Raw genomic sequence first — 20,854 nt, forward strand, 5'->3', positions numbered from 1 at the left:
TGAGTGACATCCTGCCATGAACAGCGAAGCGCCAGAAGAACAGCCACGCAGCGACAGCGCGCGCCAACGCAATCAGCGCAGGCTGATTCTGGCGGAGCAGGAATTGCGGCTGATGTCGGCGCTGGTGCTGTTGATCGGCCTCGGACTGTTCCTTGCTCTCCCGTTCGTGCTGTCGATCGGGTCAGTGGTTTTCCTGCCGCTGGTCACCGCGATCCTGTTGACCATCCTGCTTTCTCCTTTGGCCGATCGGCTGGCGCAGCTGGGCCTGCCCAATGTCCTTGCCTCGCTTGGCGCGCTGACGGTCTTTCTCGGCATTCTGCTTCTGGCGCTCGCCCTGATCCTGCAACCTGCGCTGGACCTGTTTGACGAAATCCCGGCCATTGCAGCCACTGTCGGCCAGCGATTTGCCGATCTGCGAGAGGAATTCGCGTGGCTCGCCATGGCGAATGAGGAAATGGCCAAGCTGATGGGCAACAGCGGCACTGTCGAAGTGGTGCTGGCAACCCCGAGCCTGCTGGAAGAAATCGCCTATTCCACCCCCAGCGTGGTGGTGGAGGTGCTGATCATGTTCCTGATGGCGTTCTTCATGATCGAGGCGCGTGTGCGGATGCGGCGGCACCTGTTGTTCGATCGCGCCAGCTTCGGCTCCAGCGTGAAGGCAGCGCGCGCCATGCGCGAGGTTCAGGACAAGGTCGCCGCATACATCATCACCGTCGGCTTCATAAACGCAGGGGTCGGAGTGGTCGTTGCGCTGGGTGCGTGGGCACTTGGGGTCGATGCCCCAATCATGTGGGGCGGGCTTGCCGCGATCCTCAATTTCATTCCCTATGTCGGGCCGCTGGCGATGACGGCGCTGCTGGCGTTGTTCGGGCTTGGCACGGCAGAGACGGTATGGCTCGGTCTGATCCCGGCCATCGCCTATATCGCGCTTCATACGGTAGAGGCGAATGTAATCACCCCATCGATCCTGGGCGCGCGCTTCACCATGAGCCCGGTAATGATCCTGATCGCGCTGTCCTATTTCACCTGGATATGGGGTGTGCCGGGCGCGCTGCTATCGGTGCCGATCCTGCTGACGCTGACAGCGCTGTTCGATCACATCGGGCGGCCCAATCTGGTCGGTTTCATATTCGGCGAACCCTTGTTCAAGGGCGAGGTGCTAGAACGCGGCGTGAGCGACGCTCAGGCCTGATCCCGGCTGCGATCCACCGCGCTGGCGACTGCCACGTTCATCGTCACATTTCCCAGCGTGCGCATGATGTCGGGCAGCATTTCCACCGCCACCAGCAACACCAATGGCTCGATCGGTACGCCCATCGCCAAGGCAATCGGCCCGATCGAGACGACAAAGCTGATCGATCCGGGAAGCGACACCGATCCGATGCTGATCACCACCGCCACGGCGATCCCCACCAGCATCAGCGCAAACGGCACCTCGATCCCGGCCAGTGCCGCGACATAAAGCGCGACCGCAAGGTTCATTGCCACGCTGGTCGCGCGGAAGATTGCGACGGCCAGTGGCAGCACAAATTCCGAAGTGCTCGCACGCAGGCCCAGTCGCGACGCGCTGTCCAGCATGGCCGGGAGGCTGGCAAGTGAGCTTTGGGTCGACACCGCCACCGCCTGTGCGGGCAGGATCGCGCGCGCGAACTTTGCTAGGCTGACCCGGCCAAGCACCACCGCAACTGCATAGGCGAGCAGGAAGATGAAGCCCCCCATTGCCGACACCACGAGGATGTAGTGGCCCAGAACGGCAAAAGCGCTTCCCCCGCTGCGCAGCCCCACCCCGAATGCGAGCGCGGCCACGCCAATCGGCGCGATCCACAACACCCAGCCGATGATCAGCAGCATGGCATTGGCAATGGCATGGAAAAATCCGAGTAGGCTTTCGCCCTGACGTTCGGGCAGACGGGTGATCGCAATCGCGAACAGCGCGAAGAAAATCGTCAGCGGCAGCATGTTGGTTTCCGCCGCAGCCGCGATGATATTGGGCGCAATCAGGGATTTAAGGAAGTCCAGTATCCCCGGCACCTCCTGCCCTTCCCCCGCGCTTTCGGCGATGAAACCCGCCGCATCGGCAGGGATCTGGAACACGTCGAGCAGCCAGGGCAGGGTTACGGCAGTGAACAATCCCCCGGTGATCGCCACCCCGATCACCAGCAGCAGGAAACGCCGTGCGGCCCGCCCGGCACTGGCAGCTTCGACCATTTGTGAAAGGCCCAGCACCAGCAAGGCCGCTACCAGCGGAATGATCGTCATCTGCAAAGCGCGCAGCCACAAGGTCCCGATCAAGGCGATCGAATCCTGCAACCACATAGCCAGATCAGCCGATGAAAGGACGACGCCTGCACCAAGTCCGAGCACCAGCGCGGCGAAGGTCGCGACGACAGGCAGACGGATCGTGACCAGTTCAAACCGGCTTTCGATCGACCCGGAGCTTGCGCCAGGAGCGGCTTCTGAAGATGGATTGTCCAACAATTCGGTTCCCTTTGGGCGCTCTCACCCTTCCCTTCCGGCGATAACCGCGTCAGAAGCGCCTGACAAATGGTCGCAGACAATCATGGGGTTTGAATAGCAGGCATGGCACGCAAATTCTTCGGCACGGATGGAATCAGGGGTCGCACCAATGCCGGGGTGATAACCGCCGAAACCGCGATGCGCGTTGGCCAGGCGGCGGGCAATTATTTCGTGCGCGGTGGCCACCGTCACCGGGTGGTGATCGGCAAGGACACGCGGCTTTCCGGCTACATGATGGAAAGCGCGCTGGTTGCAGGCTTCACCAGCGTTGGCATGGACGTGATCATGACAGGGCCGCTGCCCACGCCTGCAATCGCGCTGCTGACCCGTGAAATGCGCGCGGACCTCGGCGTGATGATTTCGGCCAGCCACAACCTGTATGCAGACAACGGCATCAAGCTGTTCGGCCCGGACGGGTTCAAGCTTTCGGACGAGGCCGAAGCCGAAATCGAGGCTTTGCTCGATCAGAAACCGCAGCTTGCCATGCCTGAAGGGATCGGCCGCGCCCGCCGGATCGAGGATGCGCGCGGGCGCTATATCCATGCGATCAAGCAATCGGTGTCGAGCGAAGTCAGCTTCGACGGGCTGAAGGTGGTGGTCGATTGCGCCAATGGGGCAGCCTATCAAGTTGCGCCCTCCGCCATCTGGGAGCTTGGCGCGGAGGTCATAACGCTCGGTGTCGAGCCGAATGGCACCAATATCAACGACGGGGTCGGCTCCACCGCGATCGAGGCACTGCAGGCCAAGGTGGTGGCCGAAGGTGCGGATATCGGGATCGCGCTCGATGGCGATGCCGACCGGCTGATCGTCGTCGACGAAAAGGGCAAGAAAGTCGATGGCGACCAGATCATGGCGCTGATCGCCAGCCGGATGCACGAAAAGGGCGCACTGAAAGGCGGCGGCGTGGTCGCCACGGTCATGTCGAACCTTGGCCTTGAGCGGTATCTTGGCGGCATGGAGCTTACGCTGGAGCGCACCAAAGTCGGTGATCGCTATGTGCTCGAACGGATGAAGGAAGGCGGCTTCAACGTCGGCGGCGAACAGTCGGGTCACATGATTCTGCTTGATCACGCGACCACCGGGGACGGATCGGTGGCGGCGCTGCGAGTGCTGGCCAGTCTCGTGCGTTCGGGGCGACCGGCAAGCGAAATCCTGCACCAGTTCGACCCCGTGCCGCAATTGCTCAAGAATGTCCGCTACGAAGGCGGCGCTCCGCTGGACGATGCCACAGTGCGCGCGGTGATCGCCGACGCCGAAGGCGAGCTTGAAGGCAATGGGCGTTTGGTCATCCGTCCTTCGGGCACCGAACCGGTAATCCGTGTCATGGCGGAAGGTGACGATGCGGAGCAGGTGGAACAAGTGGTCGACCGTATCTGCGACGCCGTGCGCAGCGCGACCTGAAAGGACAGACACCATGCTTGAAATGCGCCCCGATTGCGAACGCTGCGGCACCGATCTTCCCGCGCAAGCGCCCGGCGCGTTCATCTGCTCTTTCGAGTGCACCTATTGCGCCGAATGCGCCGAGGAACTCGACGATGCTTGCCCCAATTGCGGTGGCGAATTGATGGACAGGCCGACACGCGCAGCAAGTCTGCACGCCAAGTTCCCGCCCAGCACGGAGCGGAAGTTCAAGGGATGACCAAACCTCCCCCGCGCATCCTCTCCATCGCCGGATCGGATTCATCGGGCGGTGCTGGAATTCAGGCCGACATCAAGACGATAGCCATGCTGGGTGGCTATGCGATGACGGCGATCACCACCGTCACAGCGCAAAACACCGTCGGCGTTCAGGCCATCGCGCCGATGTCCGGCGAAGTCGTGGCGCAGCAGATCGCTTCGTGCATCGAGGATATCGGGGTCGATGCGATCAAGATCGGGATGCTGCACGATGCCGACATCATCACTCATGTCGCCGATGCGCTGACCGGGGTGAAGGCCCCGATCGTGCTTGACCCGGTGATGATCGCAACCAGCGGCGCGGCTCTGATCGATCCGCAAGCGATTGCGATCATGCGCGAGCGACTGTTCCCGCTTGCGACACTGGTTACCCCCAACCTGCCCGAGCTTGCGCACCTGCTCGAACGCAACCTGACCGATTCATCGCAAATGGCTCAGGCGGCGGAGGAACTCGCGCATATGACCGGCGCGGCAGTGCTGGCCAAAGGCGGCCATACAAACGACGCGCGGATCATCGATATCCTGTATCAGCCGGGCGAAGACGCCAGCGCAGTGCAGTTCGATCATCACCGGATCGATACCCCGCACACCCACGGCACAGGTTGCACCCTTTCAGCCGCCATTGCGACCCTGCTGGGCCACGGTCAGCCGCTTGAACATGCCGTGCGCCTAGGCCGGAACTTCGTCCGCGCCGCAATCGAGAACGCCCCCGGCTTCGGCGCCGGTAACGGTCCGCTGGGGCATCACGCGGTGCGGCGTCTGGATTAGCACTCCAATTGGTAGAAATCCGCGATGTGGCACCATGCCTCTTCGGCGGTTTCGCACCACTGGAACAGGTCGAGGTCCGATTTCGCAATCGTGCCTTCTTCGGCAATGGCTTCGAAATCGACCACGCGGGTCCAGAAATCCTTGCCGAACAGCAGGATCGGGATCGGTTTCATCTTACCGGTCTGGATCAGGGTCAACAGTTCGAAGAATTCGTCAAATGTGCCGAAGCCGCCGGGGAACACTGCCACGGCCCGCGCGCGCAGCAGGAAATGCATCTTGCGCAGGGCGAAATAATGGAAATTGAGCGAAAGGTAAGGCGTCACATATCCGTTGGGAGCCTGCTCATGCGGCAGCACGATGTTGAGGCCGATAGATTCGCCCCCTGCGTCGCTGGCACCGCGGTTGCCCGCTTCCATGATCGAAGGGCCACCGCCGGTGGTGACGACGAACTGGCGCTTGCCGTTTTCGATTATCGCCTTTTCGGAAACCAGCCGGGCAAGCTTGTAGGCTTCGTGATAGTACTTCGCCTTCGCAGCGAGATTGGCTGCGACTTTCTGTTCGTATTCGCTGCCGTCCTTGGCCGCGTCGATCTTGGCCTGCGCCTGCTCGGGCGACGGGATACGGGCGGAGCCGTACATCACCATGGTCGAACCAACCCGCGCTTCGTCGAGCAGCATTTCAGGCTTCAGCAATTCCAGTTGGAAACGGACCGGGCGCAATTCGTCGCGCAGCAGGAATTCTGTATCGCGGAACGCCAGCTTGTAGGCTGGATGCATCGTTTGCGGGGTGCGTTCGGGGGATTCGTCGGCGAACCGGCTTTCTTCACCGGCGCGGTAGAACTTGCGGTCTGTAAGGTCTTTTTCTGTCATGCATCGGCAAGTAGGCGCGCAGCAAGTCGCGAGCAAGACAACAGTTGTCAGGAAAAAGCTGGATGCCCCGTGAGGATTCGAACCTCAATTGACGGAGTCAGAGTCCGTAGAGGGACGTTGAATTCACTAGAGTTTTGCGAGTCTTGTTGCACCTGTGTTGCAGCAAGTCGAGGGAGAGGAGTCTGCATGGCGACACCGCTCCTCTCCCGATCATTATCACCGAGTCGCCTTCAGCAGCCGCTTTTGCTTGCGCTTCCCGGTGCGGTAAACCGTGATGACGGTCGAGCCTTCGAGCACAAGCCGGGCTCCACGCAGCCGATCAAGCCGCCGCAACATTGCTCGCAACTGCTCCTCCACCTTTCGGCACTCTCGGTCGCAAACAAGAAACCCGTCTTCGACCTCTGTGCCGAGTTGCATGATGATCTCAGCGTCGCCGAGCGTGAAAGCTCTTTGGGCAAACCGTTCGGCCGCGTGCTTGGTAACTTCCAGGCTCATGCGTGTTCTCCTTTCCCCATGATGGTGGCGAGGCGTTTCTTGGTCTCGTCGTCCAAGCTCGCGAAGTAAGCGTCTCTTGCTGCCGTCAGCCGGGTTCTTCGGCGATCAGCTGCCTCCTTGATCCACTCTGCACGGGCAGCCCCGTCGCCCTTGAGGATGTCGTTAGGGATGTCGCGCAAGGGGACTCGACCTCCCAAGAAGTCGTCTGCTGCCTCGGAATCTCCATCAAGCCACTCAAGTGCATCCGAACGGCATATCTCGAAGCGAGGACTTTCTTCGAGTTCCCAATCTTCAAATCTGGTGTCGTCGGGCATATCCGACAGCATGCTGCGTAGAACAATCGCGAAGGGAACCGACCAGAAGTTCGGCTCGTGCTTTTGGAAATCCATCACCTCATCCTCGAATTCGAGACCGAAGATGTCGTTGTTCGCGATTGAGTGCTCTTCGACGTCGATTAGGCGGTCATCCACGGAGGCGGCGTAGCCGAGGTAGTCGGGCACGGCCTCAGCCATCATCGGCTGCGCTTCTCGGAATTGTTGCACCCGCTCCTGCCGCATTTGCAAGCTCCGCTCAGCGGCCCACATAAAAAGAAACGGGGCGATTTCGACCACTTGGGAGTGCGTCGCCTCATATCGCAAAGCAAGCAGAGCAAACGAGTTGCGGGTGCTTTCCGACACCCTGACATTCATCTGCGCCTTCTCCTCTATTCGAGGCTCGGCGCGCTCTTTGATTTCCAATTCCAAGTCCGGGCCGCAGAGGTCTGCACTGCTAAGACCGAGTGCGCTCGCCAACTGCGTTACAACGCGAATCCGCCGCTTCTTCTGCCGCTGGGTTTCAATCCGGTAGATCGTTTGACGATCGACCTGCGCTTTATGCGCTAAATCGTCGAGGCTCATCCCTGCGGCCTCGCGAGCACGTCTCAAATTGACGGGGTTGGTGTGCATAACAAACTCCTTCCAGAGCTGTCATGCATATCTGCTATCACATCAGTAGGCATAATAAGGCAAATCGCCCCAAATATCCCCGTCGTTTCGTGATCTAGCCGCATTACGCCTATTTTTTATAGGCACAAATGATGATTTGCAGACACTTCGCTATCGCCGTTCCACGCCCGCCGGAGGGCCGAAGAGCGCCCTTTCGATCGCATTCACCTCCAATGGGTCCTTGTCTCGCTCCTCGAACAGGTGCCCATAGATGTCGAACGTCACCTGGATCGAGCCGTGTCCGACAAGGGTCTGCACACGCTTCGCGTTGAGGTCCTGGTCGATCCAAAGCGATGCGGCGGCATGCCGAAAGCCATGCGCTGTGTATTTGGCGACCGCTTCATCCTCGCCGTCACCAGGCTTTGTAACCCCCGCAGCGATCAGAATGGGCTTAAGGTAGTTCTTCGCCAATACGCCATGCGACAGCACTCGCCCCTTCGGACTTGGAAATACCAAGCCATCGGCGTGGGGAGGGCAAGCCAACTTCCACTCGCGCAGTGTCGCAACGACACGGCCAAGGAGTGGGATGATCCGGAACCCCGAAACCGACTTTGGCGGGCCGAGGATGCCATCCGCATCAGCGCGCCGCTCAACACGCACGATGCCCCTCTTCATATCCACGGCACGCCACCCCAGGCCACGCAGCTCCGACGCACGCATGCCGGTAAAGATGAGCAGTTCGACGATCGCACGTCCCATGAGGTTGTCGGACTCCGCGGCTGCCTTCAAGATCGCACGGATCTCCGCCTTCGTGGGAGGAGAGGCCCGCCCCCTCTCTCGCGGAGCCTTCGGGATTTGTACTGCCAGCGCCACATTCTTCGCCAACAAACCACGAGCCTGGGCATCAGTCAGAATAGCCTTGAAGGTCCGAAAGACACGAGTCGCCATCGCTCTTGAAAGTTCACTTAGCCAACCGTCCAGCAAAGTCCGCACTTTGGGCGCTGTGAGCTGGGAGAGCTTATGCGCGCCGCACCTCGGCACAATGTGCAAACGGATATGCTGCTCGTATGCAGCGATAGTGGTGGGCTCGCGACCATTCGCCCGCACGCTATCAAGCCACAAATCTGCGGCCTTTGCGACGGTGATCGACACGCTATCGGGTGTATGGACGCCTCGCTGAACTTCATCGAGCGCCTTCACCGCCCACGCATCAGCGTCCTTCTTGCGCTTAAACTGCTTAGACCGGCGATTGCCTGCCGCATCCCGGTAGTCAACCTGCCAGGCAACCCCCTGCGTGCCGTCAGGTTTCCACCAGATACGCTTACGAATTGACGCCATATTATCCCGCTTCGGCCAAAAGACGCTCTGCAAGCTCAACCACATCAAAGCCCGCGACATGGGACATTGCCTTCACGAGCCTTACGAACAGCACTCCAACGTCGATGCGAACAGCGGAAAAAGGCAGGTCCGTGGGTTGCTGATCACCGATGCAATCGGAGGCGATCCAAGTAGCCACTCGAACGCCGAGATCGCGAGGAGTCGAAAGGAGCCGGTGCATGCAACACCACGCCGTGGCCGTCCTCCCGACAGGCCATTCTCCTTCATCCACCGCCACCCTCAGTTCGTCCAGTGATACATGGTGATGGGCCAGGAACCCGAAACACTCCCTCACTACACCATCGGTGTCCTCAACAGCCGAGACTGCGTAATCAGGCGACAGGCCAGCATCGATTAGCGCAAGCGCGATCGTCACGTCAGCGAGCTGTTCGAAGTCGAACTTGGCGACTTTGCCACGCCCGGTCGCCAACCCACGCGGACACCCCTTTTTGCGCAGATTCTCCAATCGCGCACGTAGCGCGAGCTTATCAGCGTCAGGCACGTTGAAGACATGCGCGGCGATTTTTTCGACTTCTCGTGTGGAAAGCTGGATCATAAAAATGACGTTATCATTGCCGTCATATCTTGACAAGCGGAAAAGCGTCCTCCATTGGATGACGGCATAGTAACCGTCATTTTGAAAGGATTCCTAGGTGAACTTAGATTTGATCGTCGGCGCTGATGGCGCTGCCCTTTACACAGGACTCTCCCGGCGCACCGTCTACCGGCTGGTGGACGAAGGCCACATCCCGGCCGTCCGTAAGGGGCGCCGCCTCTATTTCCGCAAGTCGGAACTGGACCGTGCGTTCAGCGCGCAGGAGGCGTTGCATTGAGCGAGAAGCGTCTCCGAGAGCTGTTCGGACTTTCCCCAGCGCAGCAAATTCGTCACTGGGCCGGCCCCGACCCGTGGAATGGACTGAGACTCGATAACAAAGTCGAGATTTCAATGAACGCGGTGTTGCGTGACGCCGACTGCAACATAATTCGCATGCCGCTGTTTATGAAACCATGCTTTGGACAGCCATTGGCATTTGCGAGGCACGGCGGGCAACAACCAATCTTTCATCCGAAATTCGGGACAGTTAAGAGCCGCTGCATGCGTTGCCAAGCTAAAGACGCTTGCGATCAGATCGCCAAAGCACGGCTGACAGCAACATCGGACATCAGAGGCGCATTCGTTCGCTTTGGCCAGGCAGGCGGAAGCTTCGGCTTGAAGAACCCATCGGTTTGTCCGACTGCTCAACGGGAGTTTGACGGCCTTGTCGCAGCACTGATCAGCCACGGCGGCTTCACTTCGATAAATGATGTAGCTGCGCTCACAGAACTGGATCGCCGGGAAGCAGAACGAAAGCGACGAGACGCGGAGAAAAAACGACTTGCGCGCCGCAAGGCTATCAAGCGAGGCATTTTCGTTCCAGAGTTTCTCGATCTCTTGGAAAGGGAGCGAGTGCAACGCGAGTTCCAACTGGTGTTGACAACATCGTGTGATGGTTTGCCGCCGAACCTGAATCGGATGCCGGTGCAATCGGCCCAAATCACTGCCGATGTATGGTTTGTGCGCGAGTGCAAACGCATTCGCGGTGAGAAAATCAATCCCTCTTCGGTCGCTAGGGCCCTGATCGAGCGCTGGCCGAATTCTTACCCAAAAGCGCGTTTCAATACTTTGCGGCAGCGAACGGGCGCAGACCTCGATCGTGTCGCCACGCTTGAACGGCATATCGTGAAGGGCTTCAAAGAGCCGATCTGGCCGCGCTTTGACCTGGCAGTCGCACTTAATGAACTTGATGCCGTTACCCCCTACACACCATGAGCAGGCTATTTACGAAGCGCTCGGAGTGCCGCCCCCTACATCCCGCCCATCTCAGAAGCTCACTTCGGCAGCAACTAGTGATGAAGAAATGGCGAAACTCCGAGAGTTTGCTGGCTACAAATAGCGTCCGCTCGAAATGTTAATAATTTAAAAATTCTTTTGCAGGCCCCTGTCAGGAGACAGGGTGCCTGGCGGAGGGCCTCATACAAGCACGCAATACTCCTCGGAGTTGGATGCCGCCGCTCTATCGGAGTGGTTAAATCTTGTTGGCAAATTGTTGACCGGAATCGAGCGATTTCGAGAAGCAAGCTAATCACCGCCACAAGCAAGCTCCCGATTCTAGAGCATTGTGCCCTTCACCAGCGAGTTCGATAAATCGCACGATTTCATCGTTTGTCCGCAAATTTGAGCCTTAAACAAGATTGGCTGAGTCAACAAAATGCAGCCACTCACTTCCCATCGCCGCCAAAGCATTGCCCACCCGACTCCCGACCGGGTCACGTCTACGCAGACTGCATCACCAACAAGAAAGGTAGTGTAGAAATGCGTAATCAAATGTTTGAATGTGAAATCAGCCGACCTGACCGGCTGGTCACCTGCTTTGTCGTCGCTTCGGACGCGCAGCGCGCTTCGGAGATCGTTCTCCAGAACGAAATCGAGATCAATCGAGAAACCCTGAATGTTAGGATCGAGCGTATCGACGAGTCATTGCCAGCCAGCAAGCGCACGGGTCTCGATACGCTCTTGACGTGTGGTGTCATTGGACTGGCGAGCTACAACGACGCTCTCGGATGGCTCACACATGCAGTGCCGGCCCCCAAGCTTCACTTCTACCGGATCAAGGAGGTTGACGGTGACAGCTACTATATCATCGCACCCACCGGTGATGTTGCAGCGGAGGTCTACGGTAAGATCGGCAACTTCAAGAATGGTGACGCACGCCTGTTCCGTATCCTCGACGGCTTCTATGGCCTGAAGCCTGACAAGATGCGCGGACTGCTGCCTCTGCTTGAGTTTGGGCCGATCGGCCAGATCAATTGGGCCGACGAGCGCGGCTGGCATTTGGCCTGATCTTGTCTCAAACGGGCTTGCCTCGAATTGGTGTTCCAGTTCGAGGAAAGCTTGAACCTCGTGCTAACGCAATTGACTTGTGAAGCTTGGTTATAGTAGCTTCAGCGCGTTCAAAACGAAGGCGGCGGCTCTCAGCGCGCGACATTCACAGATTGTAGATTTTTGTAAATGCGCGCAGCGAAGAGGTCTGTCCAAGCATGCTGAGAGGTAGCGATTCCTGTCTGAATCTGGTTGAATAGCGCGCGAAGCAAGTCAGTTCGCTGGTGGGCCATCATAAGGATCACACCATTTTAACTGCTGTTAGCAAATCCTAGACTGAACCTCACCCTCACCATCGCTGGATTTCATGGGTATTGTTTTTAGATAAGCCCAACGGGCAGTTGCGACCACCGCCTCAAGCGGCTCGCGGCTACCGAGGGACTTTTCGGGCAAAACCGCAAAAAACGCCTATCAATTATAGTAACGACAATCGTGAAAAGTCTGCAACTAAGAGCGGGCGCAAAGCGTGCGCTTTGGCGGTCGCACATAGGCCGTGACAGAAAATAGCACCATTTTGATACTCTGTCGGATGCGGCGCGATAATTACGCAACCTACTGAGAAATAGCATTTCATATTTCCCATCGCAGCCACTGGCGCTGTTCGACAAGCCGACCAAATTCGCCCCCCCCCCACACTGGTTATATATCGGCATCAATTTGCAACGCTCAATGGATGATTGTCCTCTAAGAATTTGCGTCAGGAACCAAAGACATAAAATTGCAAGAAATCAAAGCCATTTGTGTTTAGCGTAAAGTAAATAAAGTCTTTCGGCTGCAAAGACGCTTTGCGTTTTATTTATTCGTGCAAAGCCTGTTATTGGTATTTTATTTATCCTTGATTATATGATTGCCTCCCTCCATGCATCTCTGACGTCTAGTCGTGAAACCGCGCCCAACGTGCTGATCGTAGATGACGATCAACAAACTAGAGAGGAATTTTGCGAATTCCTGTCATCAGTCGGTTATTTTTGCCTCACAGCAACCGACGGTGCGGAAGCTTTGCAAACACTAGCGCGCCGACCGACGATAGGGATCGTGCTGATAGATGTAGCCATGCCCACGATTGATGGGATGTCGCTGCTAACTGAACTTGGCATTAGATTTATGCCGCACCGCCCGCTTGTGCCAATCGTAGTTACTGGCACGCCAAAGGTTGAAACGGTAATCGCAGCGATGCGCGCTGGCGCGATGGACTTTTTAGCGAAGCCTGTCGCGCCAAGAGACCTCTTAACCTCCTTGCGCCTAGCCTCAAACAAATGGTTGATGATGAATAGCCATTTCCGCATGTTAGCCTTGCTCGAAGGCTCCGCTGACATCGGATCTCGATCGGTAACCGCAGACGAAAAGGCGTTCGGTGCCGGAACTCTCAGTCGTGACGATTTGATAGGTTTCGTCAGATCTCTCATTAAAATGCGTCACCGACGGAATGATATATTCAAATCCACAAAGTTTTCAGATCCGTCGTGGGATATCTTGCTCGACCTAACCTCTGCGAGTCTCGAAGGTCGAGACGTACCGGCAATTAGCACTAGCGCAGCAGCAGGCGTCCCGCTGACGACTGCTCTACGTTATGTGAAGAACCTCACAGACGACGGGATCATTAGGCGATGGGAGGACCCCGACGACAAGCGGCGGTCACTCGTCAGGCTTGATAATGATGCGTTTGAATGCATGGTTGATTTTCTCTCGCGCGCCCACGCTCTTTTGACTGCTCCACCGAGCCCCTCGCGGTAGACGCAATGCGGCGGCAACGCCCGCTCTACGGCTCAAATTATCCATAACATAAGCCAAAGGTAGGTACCCTAGACTGTCTTCCAATTGCCATTAAACTGGCATTTGCGCTCTTTGATGACCTCTAAATCTACTCGCATGAGTTTGGGACGGGCAAACAGGTCCCATCTTGCGCTGCGTCCGTGCATTATGACATGGAAGCCTATCGTGAATTTTTTGGAGACATGTTGCCTCTCCAGAGATCGTCTAGCATTCAGGTGTAGGCTAAGACTGCCTCTCACTTACTCATACTCATGGTCTCTTGTGTGCACCTTTGATCGGCCTTGCTGTAAGTTTATCGCTCCCTCGCAGCTCGTGACGTGCTCCCCTGAAATGTGACCGCTTTTTGGTAGAGTCTGACGCAAGGAGTCGGACGATATGAAGCGAAGCAGGTTCAACGAAGAGCAGATCATTGCGATCTTGAAGGAGCAGGAAGCGGGCATGGCGACGACTGAGGTCTGCCGCCGCCACGGGATCAGCTCGGCGACGTTCTACAAGTGGAAGTCTAAGTTCGGCGGGCTCGAGGTGTCCGAGGCCCGGCGGCTGCGATCGCTCGAGGAGGAGAACTCGCGGCTGAAGAAGCTGCTGGCCGAGGCGATGTTGGACAACGCGGTGCTGAAGGATCTGGCATCAAAAAAATGGTAACGCCCGGCGCCAAGCGGGAAGCCGTCGCCTATGCCCGGGAGCATCACGGGGTGAGCGAGCGTCGGGCGTGTGCACTGGTTGGTGTGAGCCGCAGGGTAATCCGTTACGAGCCTACAAGGCCAGATGACGGGGCGCTGCGGCAACGGCTGCGCGAGCTGGCGGCGGAACGCCGCCGGTTCGGCTATCGCCGCCTGGGCTACCTTCTGGCGCGGGAAGGCATCAGGCCCAACCACAAGAAGCTGCTGCGCATCTACCGGGAGGAGGGGCTGCGCGTGCGTCGCCGTGGCGGCCGGAAAAGGGCCTTGGGCACGCGCAGGCCGATGGTGCTGCCGGACGGCCCGAACCAGCGTTGGTCGCTCGACTTCGTCTCCGACAGCCTGATCTGCGGTCGGCGCTTCCGTATCCTGTGCGTGGTCGATGACTACACGCGCGAGTGCCTGGCGCTGGTGGCCGATACGTCGCTGTCGGGTGCTCGGGTAGCGCGGGAACTGACCAGCCTTATCGGCATCCGGGGAAAGCCGCATACGGTGGTCAGCGACAATGGCACCGAACTGACCTCGTCGGCCATCCTGCGCTGGTCGCAGGAGCGCAGGGTCGAGTGGCACTACATCGCACCGGGAAAGCCAATGCAGAACGGCTTCGTGGAGAGCTTCAATGGCCGCCTGCGCGACGAATGCCTCAACGAGACGCTGTTCACCTCGCTGGCCCATGCCCGGTTCGTGCTGGCCGCCTGGCGACACGATTACAACACGGTCAGGCCACACTCGAAACTGGGCGGGAAGACCCCCGCCGAGATCGCCGGCCAACGTGTCTGGGGGCATGCCCCCAGACACGTTGCCATCCCATCAAACAACCATCATGAAGGAGCCAGACTCTACCTCTGACTGGTAACAATCAGGGGAGCACGTCACTCGGCGTTGCCCCACTCCCCGCGCTTCTTTCTGCAAACTTCAGGCAGGCCCAACCTATTCACCGGCAACGCTTTCATATTCAAAAGCAAGCCGGTCCGCCGCATCATACTCTGCGAGAGCCGCAGCGAAAGTTCACCTCGCCGTCTCGGCGATGCGTGCTCGGCGATGCGTGGATTCAAACCCTCAGGAGCGAGCCAGATCCCTAGCATATACAGCGGAGGTGTCGACCTGCTTAGCTGGTCGTGCCCTCGCAAATGCAGCCACCGAAGCTGGAAGGTCTCGTCTATTAGCTCTCGTCTTCAACCCGCGCCAGAGCTCTTGCAGCAGTTGGCTTGGCCGACGCTATTCACAAATTGGCAGCCACGGTGAGCAGAAACTTACCAACTCAACACTGTAAGTCGGTATTCTTCGCATAAATATGTGTCACTTTGCCAGCGGATGACATTTCACCCCGTTATTACGTCAATGGCGCCAACTCAAGGAGCGCTCATTGTGACCACATCACTTTTTCAAGACCAGGCAGGTTCCATTCGAGTCACTTTAAGGGCACACAATCATTTAACTGCAAATCAAGTAGTTCTTCCCGCCGCGCCGGAGACAGAGTGTTTCCATAGACAGCTTCGATTTCCGAATAAACGCTACAGATCTGTTCAGCATCCACGTCATCAAGGGCGCGGAGTGCGCGTGCAAGCGCGAAGAGATTATTTGCACCAAAATTCCCGGAAGCTCCTGACTGAAAGAGTTCGAGAAAGATTGACGCGGCCTGCCCAGCCTGACCCTGTCCGAGATAAGAAAGCCCTAGGTAATAGCGGGCCTCGGCGACTCGTGTGTCTTCCGAATTATTGGCAATGAAGGTGCTCAGTGCGAGTTCTGCACTTATCCAATCCTGTGCTTCAACAAACCCCATCGCCTGCTCATAACGATCGACGGGAAGATTAGCATCAAACTGCGTCACAACCTCTGTTGTCACCGAGGGCGCGATTGTCTGGCTCACTTCAAATGCATCAGCCGATCGCATTGTAAGTTCTTCAAGCCGGAGCTCTGCGTCTGCCCGGAAACGCTCGAGTTCGTTACTCAGTTGAGATATTGTACGCGCATTTTCCTCTCCCAAGGCTACCATTTGCACAATCAGCCGTTCGAGTGCAGCGATACGGTCATTGAGGCGTAGCAGTTCATTACCGAGTGCCAGCTCAGGGTTCCCTCCCTTTTCCATAACGGCGACCGGATCTTGAGGCCTTACATTGGTCTGAAAGGTGTCTTGAGCAGCTAGCGGTTGCGACAAAAGCGCGGCTGCACCAAATGCGAACCAAAGCCTCGCAACAATGAATCTATATTCCATAATCAGAACCGGAAACCAAGCCCAAGCCCGACGATCACCGAGCTAAGGCGCCGCGCTTCGGTGGCACGTATTTCGCGTTCAATACGGACTTCAGTCTTGCGACTGGTGTACTTCACATCAAAATTCAGGAATAATTGGTCGCCCAGAGCAATATCTGAACCAGCTTGAGCGACTGGTGCAAAACCTCCGATCAACTTAGAATTATATGATACGAAAGGATCCGGCGCAGAATTTTTTAATTCCAGATCCACGGCTTCACTGTAAAGATTGAGGTGATTAATACCTAGGCCAATGTATGGCCTAATTTTTTGACTGGCAGGTGTGAAATGATACTGCAGGCTAACAGTAGAGACAAGGAGATCCGCTGAAACCAGCCTTCGACCAGTAGAGTCTTTGATTTGATAACCCGCCCCGCCCATGGAGACTTCCGCCGCGAGGTGATCGGTCAAGAACATCGTAATCGCCGCTTCAGCACCTGTCGTGTTCTCAATGTCTGCATCTACCGGCACATTTTCGCCGGGTAGATTTATCGAGAAGCCATCCAATCGCTGATGGTAAGAACCACGCGCTTTTATAAGAATATCCCCTGCATCTGCTTTGGCAGGCGCGCTACCCAATATAGCAAGAGCACCAAGACCTAAGAAGAAAACTCTTTGCATCGAAATCTACCTTTCATTGTTCTGCTTTATTTCGGAAAATATAGTCTCACCACGTCGATTGCGCCGCTGACTTGCTTCATCGCGCACAGTGGTAATCGGCATCTGTTTGCCTAAAGATGTAACTGAAAGTTGGTCGGGCGATACGCCGCGTGCGACAAGGTAGCTACGCATCGCGGTTGCCCGCATTTCCCCTATAGCGAATTGACGGGCCCGCCCTCCGAAGAGGTCGGCATGGCCTCGCAAAGTAGCGGTGACAGCAGGATGAAGAAGGAGCCATTCCGCTTGGCGGTCAAGGATCATTCGTGCCTGCGCGTCGAGTTGGGCGCTCCCTCTCTGAAAATAAATGATCTTGGATCCTGCAAAGGGCTGGAATAGTGGTGGTTCGGTCTCAGCAGAAGGCTCGGACACCGCGACTGTTGTAATCGGCAAAACTTTTGGAGGCATAGAAAAGATAGGAGCCGCAGGAAGTGACTGAGTAGGACGCTGGCAGCCCACCAGCGTTAAGCAGGCACTTAGCGCCAGCAGCCCTGCACCCCGTAATGTTGGCATACACAAACGCGGGTGACTTCCACTTTCGGTTTTTTTCATGGTAGTATCTCGGACCAGTCAGGCTCAGACGAAGGACTGGTAAGTGGCACAGAGGTCAGCAGGCGACCATTCACATCGACGACGAACAGTGCGGGGGCTCCACCTTCAGAGGGGCTGCGTTGGAAAGCTATAGCTCGCCCACTTGGCGCCCAAACTGGATCCTCGTCGTACGGCCCTTCGCTAATCAACCGACTCCCGCTTCCGTCAGGTGCCATCACACCAATCCGAGCGGATCCTGCCGTGTAACTCACAAATACGATTAATCGGCCGTCCGGACTCCATGCCGGCGATCCATGAGCAGACCCGAAACTGATGCGGTTTTGACCTCGGCCATCCCTCTGCATCACATATAATTGCGGCTGACCCGACCGGTCAGATTCAAACACGACTTTTGTTCCGTCCGGTGAATACGACGGGCTGGTATCGATCCCGGTTGTGGCAGTAAGACGAGTTGTTTCACCGGTTGCCAACTCATACTCATAGATATCTGTAGACCCAGCTTGTGACAGTGCCAACAGGAGGCTTCGACCGTCAGGCGAAAATCTCGGCGCAGATGGGAGCCCAGCTGGAAGCCTCAGAGTTTGCTTTGCTCCAGTCCGAAGGTCGATCTGGGTTAGTTCTGGGAGCTCTGGGTTAAAGCGCAGAAAAAGAAGCGAGCGATGATCGGGGCTGAGTCGAGGCATCGAGACCAGTTCGCGTTCATCAGATAAGATAGTTTTGTTCGCTCCGTCAAAGTCTATGCCGATTACGCGGCGGGGCGATGCTGGATCATCAGGACCCGATGAAATCAAAGCGAAGCGAGTATCGAAATGCCCGCTATACCCTGTTGCGTGAGCTACCACTAAATCGGCGCACTTATGCGCTAAACGCCGCCATTGGTGCGGAGGCACGCGGAATTCCCGCGCAACCTCACGCTCGCCGCTGAATACATCATGATAAGCACACTCATATAGCAGTGAACCATCTCCGGCACGCCGCGCCCGACCCACTACTAACGCCTGCGTCCCGCGGATCGAAGCTTGACGCAAAAGCGTCCGATCGTCGCCCCCTCGGATGGAGGGCAATGCCAGAATTTGAAAAAAGGGATCAGTCGCAAGATCGGCTCTCAATATGCGGGCTAGTGCAATGCCTGCGTCGACGGCACCCTGTTGCTCGACGACCACATTGCTAGTGGTGTCTGGCACGGATAGCGTAAGAGCACTGATTTCTCCCTCGGTGATGTCTACAAAAAGCCGCTCCTGCGCCACCGCTGATGGCGAACTGCAAAGGACTATCGCGAAGAACGAAATAACGGATGCTAGGGGTCTCATCGCAGGTTCCTTGGATCAAATTCCACTTCGACTTCGGCCCATGCGTCATAGAGCTCGGGTGGAAGGTCGAGTGGAGCACACAGCATGATGGCACGGCGGCCGCTATTGATTAGCAACGTTACGTACGACGCATTCTCATCATTCTGTCCGACGACTGCGCTCTGAATTGGTTGACCGACAATTCCTCCTTGCCGATCAAGACGAACACGTAGCCGTACAATTGAAGCCGCACCGCTATTGCTTGGAGGAGGATTCCAGCAGGGCATGACCTGTTCTCGAACTTTCTGTGCAAGATCAACCTTTTGGCGTACTGTTAAACTTGGCAACCCGATGGGTGTCGCCCGGCCAATGGCCGCGCCAAGAGCCGCAGAATTCAAACGACTTGGGCGTTCTTGCGAGGCAGTTGAAATACTGCTTGCACGAGAAAGTGCAGCCGCATCTAGCCGTGATTGGAAGCGCTCAGACCTTTGAGCAGGCACCTGATCGACAGATGAAGTTGGCACCTCAATCGATGCTCCAGTATCCGCCGTTAACTCTAGTTCTAGACCCGGTAAAGAAACCGGATCAGAGAGAAACCTGAAATTAGACCCATCTGCTTTTGACTGGCTTGACGTAGCAGTCTCAGCAGTTTGTTGACCCTTAAACACGGAATCCGGAATTGCCACGATATCACGCGGCTCACCCATCGTTTTCTGCGGCGACTTAGAAGCCAATGGTAGATTACCCGCGAGTATTGGACTAGTCGAGGGCATGGCGTATTCTATATCGATAACTTGGAATTCCATGCCAGATTCCGGTGGCTCTATTTCCTCAAAATTAAACGTAATCTGAGCCAACATCGCGACGAGCCCGAAATGCAGACACACTGAAGCCAAATTGGAAAAGCGATCAATCACTGCAATTCGCCGGCTGGCCTAGTCAATGATGGGTTAGAAAGAAACGCGACCTTCGTGAAACCAGACTTTGAAATTTGTGCTACGACTTGTATTACTGAGCCGTAGGGCAAATCTCGGTCGGCTCGTACCATAACTTGCTGTTCATGAGGTGCTGGCGAATTCAATGAAAGCTGCAGCATAACATCCGCGAAATCCTCCGAAGCAATAGGCGTCTTGCCGAGATATACTGTCTGTTGCGAATCGATAGTCACCTCAATTGGCTCCACCGATGCAACAATTCTACTCTCTTCAGAATCTGGTAGTTCAACATCAGTTCCAGTGAGAACCATTTGTCCTGTGACAATAAAGATTATCAGCAGCACAAGCATCACGTCTACCATTGGTGTCACATTTATTTCCGAAATAAGCTCTGGACGCCTCCGGCTCCAAAGGCTCATTTCGGCTCCACCACTACCAATCACTTACGCTATCCTTTCTTTTTGGTCTGGGCGGCGAATGATGGCATAATGACGAGAAATGGCGACATCGACGCGAGCTACAATTGCGCGCCACTCATGTTCGGTCCTCGCGAGTGCCTGCAAAATCCGGTTGTAGCCCATTGACGCCGGTATCGCGCAAAACAGCCCAATCGCAGTCGCGAACAACGCTTCGGCCATTCCCGGAGCGACCGTGGTTAGGGAAGTATCCTGTGTCTGCCCAATCGCAATGAAGCTGTTCATGATGCCCCATACCGTGCCAAATAGGCCAACAAAGGGTGCTGAATTACCAATTGTAGCAAGCCAGCCAGAATTATTCGACAACCGAACATATTGCCGTTCCAACGCGAGCTCGGACACCGTAACTAGGCGCTGACGCATTTCGGTGTAACTACGGCTAGTATTCTCGTTGGACCATTTCCACTCGCGAGCAAGAGCATGCAAGATAGTATGAACCTTGCCATTGCCGTTATTGGCAAGCTCTCGAAGCTCATCGAATTTCTTTACTTCATCGAGAGCTTTCTTGACCTTCAGAATTTTCTGACGCTCTATGACTATTGCAATAGTTCGCGAAATTATAACGCCCCATGAAAATATTGAAGCAACAAGTAATAGGGACATTACAGACTGGACGACCCAATCCGCACCAAGGAAGACCTCTAAGGGCGTTAGTTGTTCTGAATTACTTCCCATTAGCATATTTGATTCTCTTGC

At 56.5% G+C, this 20,854-nt stretch carries 21 protein-coding genes; 9 read left to right on the forward strand and 12 right to left on the reverse strand.

The features are described 5' to 3' along the window. Nucleotides 1-16 precede the first annotated feature (16 nt). Nucleotides 17-1,192, forward strand: coding sequence for an AI-2E family transporter (locus L1K66_RS15945; RefSeq protein ID WP_252258788.1), 1,176 nt, complete (start codon nt 17-19; stop codon nt 1,190-1,192). Here the strand turns inward: L1K66_RS15945 and L1K66_RS15950 are convergent. Continuing rightward, complete coding sequence (locus L1K66_RS15950) at nt 1,183-2,475, reverse strand: dicarboxylate/amino acid:cation symporter (RefSeq protein WP_252258790.1); 1,293 nt, start codon at nt 2,473-2,475, stop codon at nt 1,183-1,185. The genes L1K66_RS15945 and L1K66_RS15950 overlap by 10 nt on opposite strands. 105 nt (nt 2,476-2,580) lie before the next feature. Between L1K66_RS15950 and glmM the strand changes: the two genes are divergently transcribed. The 3 genes from glmM to thiD are packed head-to-tail and all read left to right on the forward strand — an operon-like array spanning nt 2,581 to nt 4,962. Continuing rightward, the gene (gene glmM, locus L1K66_RS15955; protein WP_252258792.1) at nt 2,581-3,918 is read left to right on the forward strand and encodes a phosphoglucosamine mutase; all 1,338 of its coding nucleotides are present in this window, start codon (nt 2,581-2,583) and stop codon (nt 3,916-3,918) included. A 13-nt stretch (nt 3,919-3,931) separates the two neighbouring features. Then, complete coding sequence (locus tag L1K66_RS15960; protein ID WP_034955408.1) at nt 3,932-4,156, forward strand: DUF1272 domain-containing protein; 225 nt, start codon at nt 3,932-3,934, stop codon at nt 4,154-4,156. Then, nucleotides 4,153-4,962, forward strand: coding sequence for a bifunctional hydroxymethylpyrimidine kinase/phosphomethylpyrimidine kinase (thiD, locus tag L1K66_RS15965; protein WP_252258794.1), 810 nt, complete (start codon nt 4,153-4,155; stop codon nt 4,960-4,962). Before L1K66_RS15960 ends, thiD begins: the two co-directional genes overlap by 4 nt. Here thiD and L1K66_RS15970 read toward each other — a convergent pair. The 5 genes from L1K66_RS15970 to L1K66_RS15990 form a co-directional block, all read right to left on the reverse strand. Next, nucleotides 4,959-5,831, reverse strand: coding sequence for an LOG family protein (locus tag L1K66_RS15970; RefSeq protein WP_034955410.1), 873 nt, complete (start codon nt 5,829-5,831; stop codon nt 4,959-4,961). The two genes, thiD and L1K66_RS15970, sit on opposite strands and share 4 nt — an antisense overlap. A 216-nt stretch (nt 5,832-6,047) precedes the next feature. Then, complete coding sequence (locus tag L1K66_RS15975) at nt 6,048-6,326, reverse strand: hypothetical protein (protein ID WP_252258795.1); 279 nt, start codon at nt 6,324-6,326, stop codon at nt 6,048-6,050. After that, nucleotides 6,323-7,270 (reverse strand): helix-turn-helix domain-containing protein, encoded by a 948-nt coding sequence (locus L1K66_RS15980; RefSeq protein ID WP_252258796.1) that lies wholly within the window; start codon nt 7,268-7,270, stop codon nt 6,323-6,325. The genes L1K66_RS15975 and L1K66_RS15980 overlap by 4 nt, the downstream gene beginning before the upstream one ends. A gap of 150 nt (nt 7,271-7,420) precedes the next feature. Next, on the reverse strand, nt 7,421-8,587 hold the full coding sequence (locus tag L1K66_RS15985; protein ID WP_252258798.1) for a tyrosine-type recombinase/integrase: 1,167 nt from the start codon (nt 8,585-8,587) through the stop codon (nt 7,421-7,423). Nucleotide 8,588: 1 nt separating this feature from the next. Next, nucleotides 8,589-9,182 (reverse strand): hypothetical protein, encoded by a 594-nt coding sequence (locus L1K66_RS15990; protein ID WP_252258800.1) that lies wholly within the window; start codon nt 9,180-9,182, stop codon nt 8,589-8,591. A 97-nt stretch (nt 9,183-9,279) separates the two neighbouring features. On the opposite strand from L1K66_RS15990, the gene L1K66_RS15995 reads away from it, so the two are divergent. From L1K66_RS15995 to L1K66_RS16015, 5 genes are all read left to right on the forward strand, one after another. After that, the gene (locus L1K66_RS15995; protein ID WP_252258801.1) at nt 9,280-9,459 is read left to right on the forward strand and encodes a helix-turn-helix domain-containing protein; all 180 of its coding nucleotides are present in this window, start codon (nt 9,280-9,282) and stop codon (nt 9,457-9,459) included. Continuing rightward, on the forward strand, nt 9,456-10,436 hold the full coding sequence (locus L1K66_RS16000; RefSeq protein ID WP_252258803.1) for a hypothetical protein: 981 nt from the start codon (nt 9,456-9,458) through the stop codon (nt 10,434-10,436). Before L1K66_RS15995 ends, L1K66_RS16000 begins: the two co-directional genes overlap by 4 nt. Before the next feature lie 543 nt (nt 10,437-10,979). Continuing rightward, nucleotides 10,980-11,507 (forward strand): hypothetical protein, encoded by a 528-nt coding sequence (locus L1K66_RS16005; RefSeq protein ID WP_252258805.1) that lies wholly within the window; start codon nt 10,980-10,982, stop codon nt 11,505-11,507. A 936-nt stretch (nt 11,508-12,443) separates the two neighbouring features. Next, the gene (locus L1K66_RS16010; RefSeq protein ID WP_252258807.1) at nt 12,444-13,280 is read left to right on the forward strand and encodes a response regulator; all 837 of its coding nucleotides are present in this window, start codon (nt 12,444-12,446) and stop codon (nt 13,278-13,280) included. 414 nt (nt 13,281-13,694) lie between these two features. Beyond that, nucleotides 13,695-14,845, forward strand: a protein-coding gene (locus L1K66_RS16015) for an IS3 family transposase (RefSeq protein WP_252258086.1) whose coding sequence is annotated in 2 segments (ribosomal slippage) — nt 13,695-13,947 and nt 13,947-14,845 — 1,152 coding nt in all. Because the reading frame shifts where the segments join, the coding sequence is not laid out codon by codon here. Between the two features lie 562 nt (nt 14,846-15,407). On the opposite strand, the gene L1K66_RS16020 is transcribed toward L1K66_RS16015, so the two are convergent. From L1K66_RS16020 to L1K66_RS16510, 6 genes are all read right to left on the reverse strand, one after another. Beyond that, complete coding sequence (locus tag L1K66_RS16020; protein ID WP_252258808.1) at nt 15,408-16,211, reverse strand: tetratricopeptide repeat protein; 804 nt, start codon at nt 16,209-16,211, stop codon at nt 15,408-15,410. Between the two features lie 2 nt (nt 16,212-16,213). After that, complete coding sequence (locus L1K66_RS16025) at nt 16,214-16,870, reverse strand: OmpW/AlkL family protein (RefSeq protein WP_252258810.1); 657 nt, start codon at nt 16,868-16,870, stop codon at nt 16,214-16,216. Nucleotides 16,871-16,876: 6 nt separating this feature from the next. After that, the gene (locus tag L1K66_RS16030; protein ID WP_252258812.1) at nt 16,877-17,458 is read right to left on the reverse strand and encodes an OmpA family protein; all 582 of its coding nucleotides are present in this window, start codon (nt 17,456-17,458) and stop codon (nt 16,877-16,879) included. A gap of 1,306 nt (nt 17,459-18,764) precedes the next feature. Further along, the gene (locus L1K66_RS16035; protein ID WP_252258814.1) at nt 18,765-19,664 is read right to left on the reverse strand and encodes a TonB C-terminal domain-containing protein; all 900 of its coding nucleotides are present in this window, start codon (nt 19,662-19,664) and stop codon (nt 18,765-18,767) included. Beyond that, nucleotides 19,661-20,125: an ExbD/TolR family protein gene (locus tag L1K66_RS16040; protein WP_252258815.1), complete on the reverse strand. Its 465-nt coding sequence runs from the start codon at nt 20,123-20,125 to the stop codon at nt 19,661-19,663. The genes L1K66_RS16035 and L1K66_RS16040 overlap by 4 nt, the downstream gene beginning before the upstream one ends. Beyond that, entirely contained in the window at nt 20,126-20,833 is a 708-nt protein-coding gene (locus tag L1K66_RS16510) for a MotA/TolQ/ExbB proton channel family protein (RefSeq protein WP_330221240.1), read from the reverse strand. Nucleotides 20,834-20,854: the final 21 nt, after the last annotated feature.

It is taken from the genome of Erythrobacter aurantius (assembly GCF_023823125.1).
Classification (GTDB): domain Bacteria; phylum Pseudomonadota; class Alphaproteobacteria; order Sphingomonadales; family Sphingomonadaceae; genus Erythrobacter; species Erythrobacter aurantius.

Excerpts from the sequence above, each read along its gene's own strand:
- L1K66_RS15990 (WP_252258800.1), bottom strand. The coding sequence starts at position 9,182 with ATGATCCAGCTTTCCACACGAGAAGTCGAAAAAATCGCCGCGCATGTC.
- L1K66_RS16030 (WP_252258812.1), bottom strand. The coding sequence starts at position 17,458 with ATGAAAAAAACCGAAAGTGGAAGTCACCCGCGTTTGTGTATGCCAACA.
- L1K66_RS15985 (WP_252258798.1), bottom strand. The coding sequence starts at position 8,587 with ATGGCGTCAATTCGTAAGCGTATCTGGTGGAAACCTGACGGCACGCAG.
- L1K66_RS16025 (WP_252258810.1), bottom strand. The coding sequence starts at position 16,870 with ATGCAAAGAGTTTTCTTCTTAGGTCTTGGTGCTCTTGCTATATTGGGT.
- L1K66_RS15945 (WP_252258788.1), top strand. The coding sequence starts at position 17 with ATGAACAGCGAAGCGCCAGAAGAACAGCCACGCAGCGACAGCGCGCGC.
- L1K66_RS16020 (WP_252258808.1), bottom strand. The coding sequence starts at position 16,211 with ATGGAATATAGATTCATTGTTGCGAGGCTTTGGTTCGCATTTGGTGCA.
- glmM (WP_252258792.1), top strand. The coding sequence starts at position 2,581 with ATGGCACGCAAATTCTTCGGCACGGATGGAATCAGGGGTCGCACCAAT.
- L1K66_RS16510 (WP_330221240.1), bottom strand. The coding sequence starts at position 20,833 with ATGGGAAGTAATTCAGAACAACTAACGCCCTTAGAGGTCTTCCTTGGT.
- L1K66_RS15960 (WP_034955408.1), top strand. The coding sequence starts at position 3,932 with ATGCTTGAAATGCGCCCCGATTGCGAACGCTGCGGCACCGATCTTCCC.
- L1K66_RS15970 (WP_034955410.1), bottom strand. The coding sequence starts at position 5,831 with ATGACAGAAAAAGACCTTACAGACCGCAAGTTCTACCGCGCCGGTGAA.
- L1K66_RS16005 (WP_252258805.1), top strand. The coding sequence starts at position 10,980 with ATGCGTAATCAAATGTTTGAATGTGAAATCAGCCGACCTGACCGGCTG.
- thiD (WP_252258794.1), top strand. The coding sequence starts at position 4,153 with ATGACCAAACCTCCCCCGCGCATCCTCTCCATCGCCGGATCGGATTCA.
- L1K66_RS15980 (WP_252258796.1), bottom strand. The coding sequence starts at position 7,270 with ATGCACACCAACCCCGTCAATTTGAGACGTGCTCGCGAGGCCGCAGGG.
- L1K66_RS15975 (WP_252258795.1), bottom strand. The coding sequence starts at position 6,326 with ATGAGCCTGGAAGTTACCAAGCACGCGGCCGAACGGTTTGCCCAAAGA.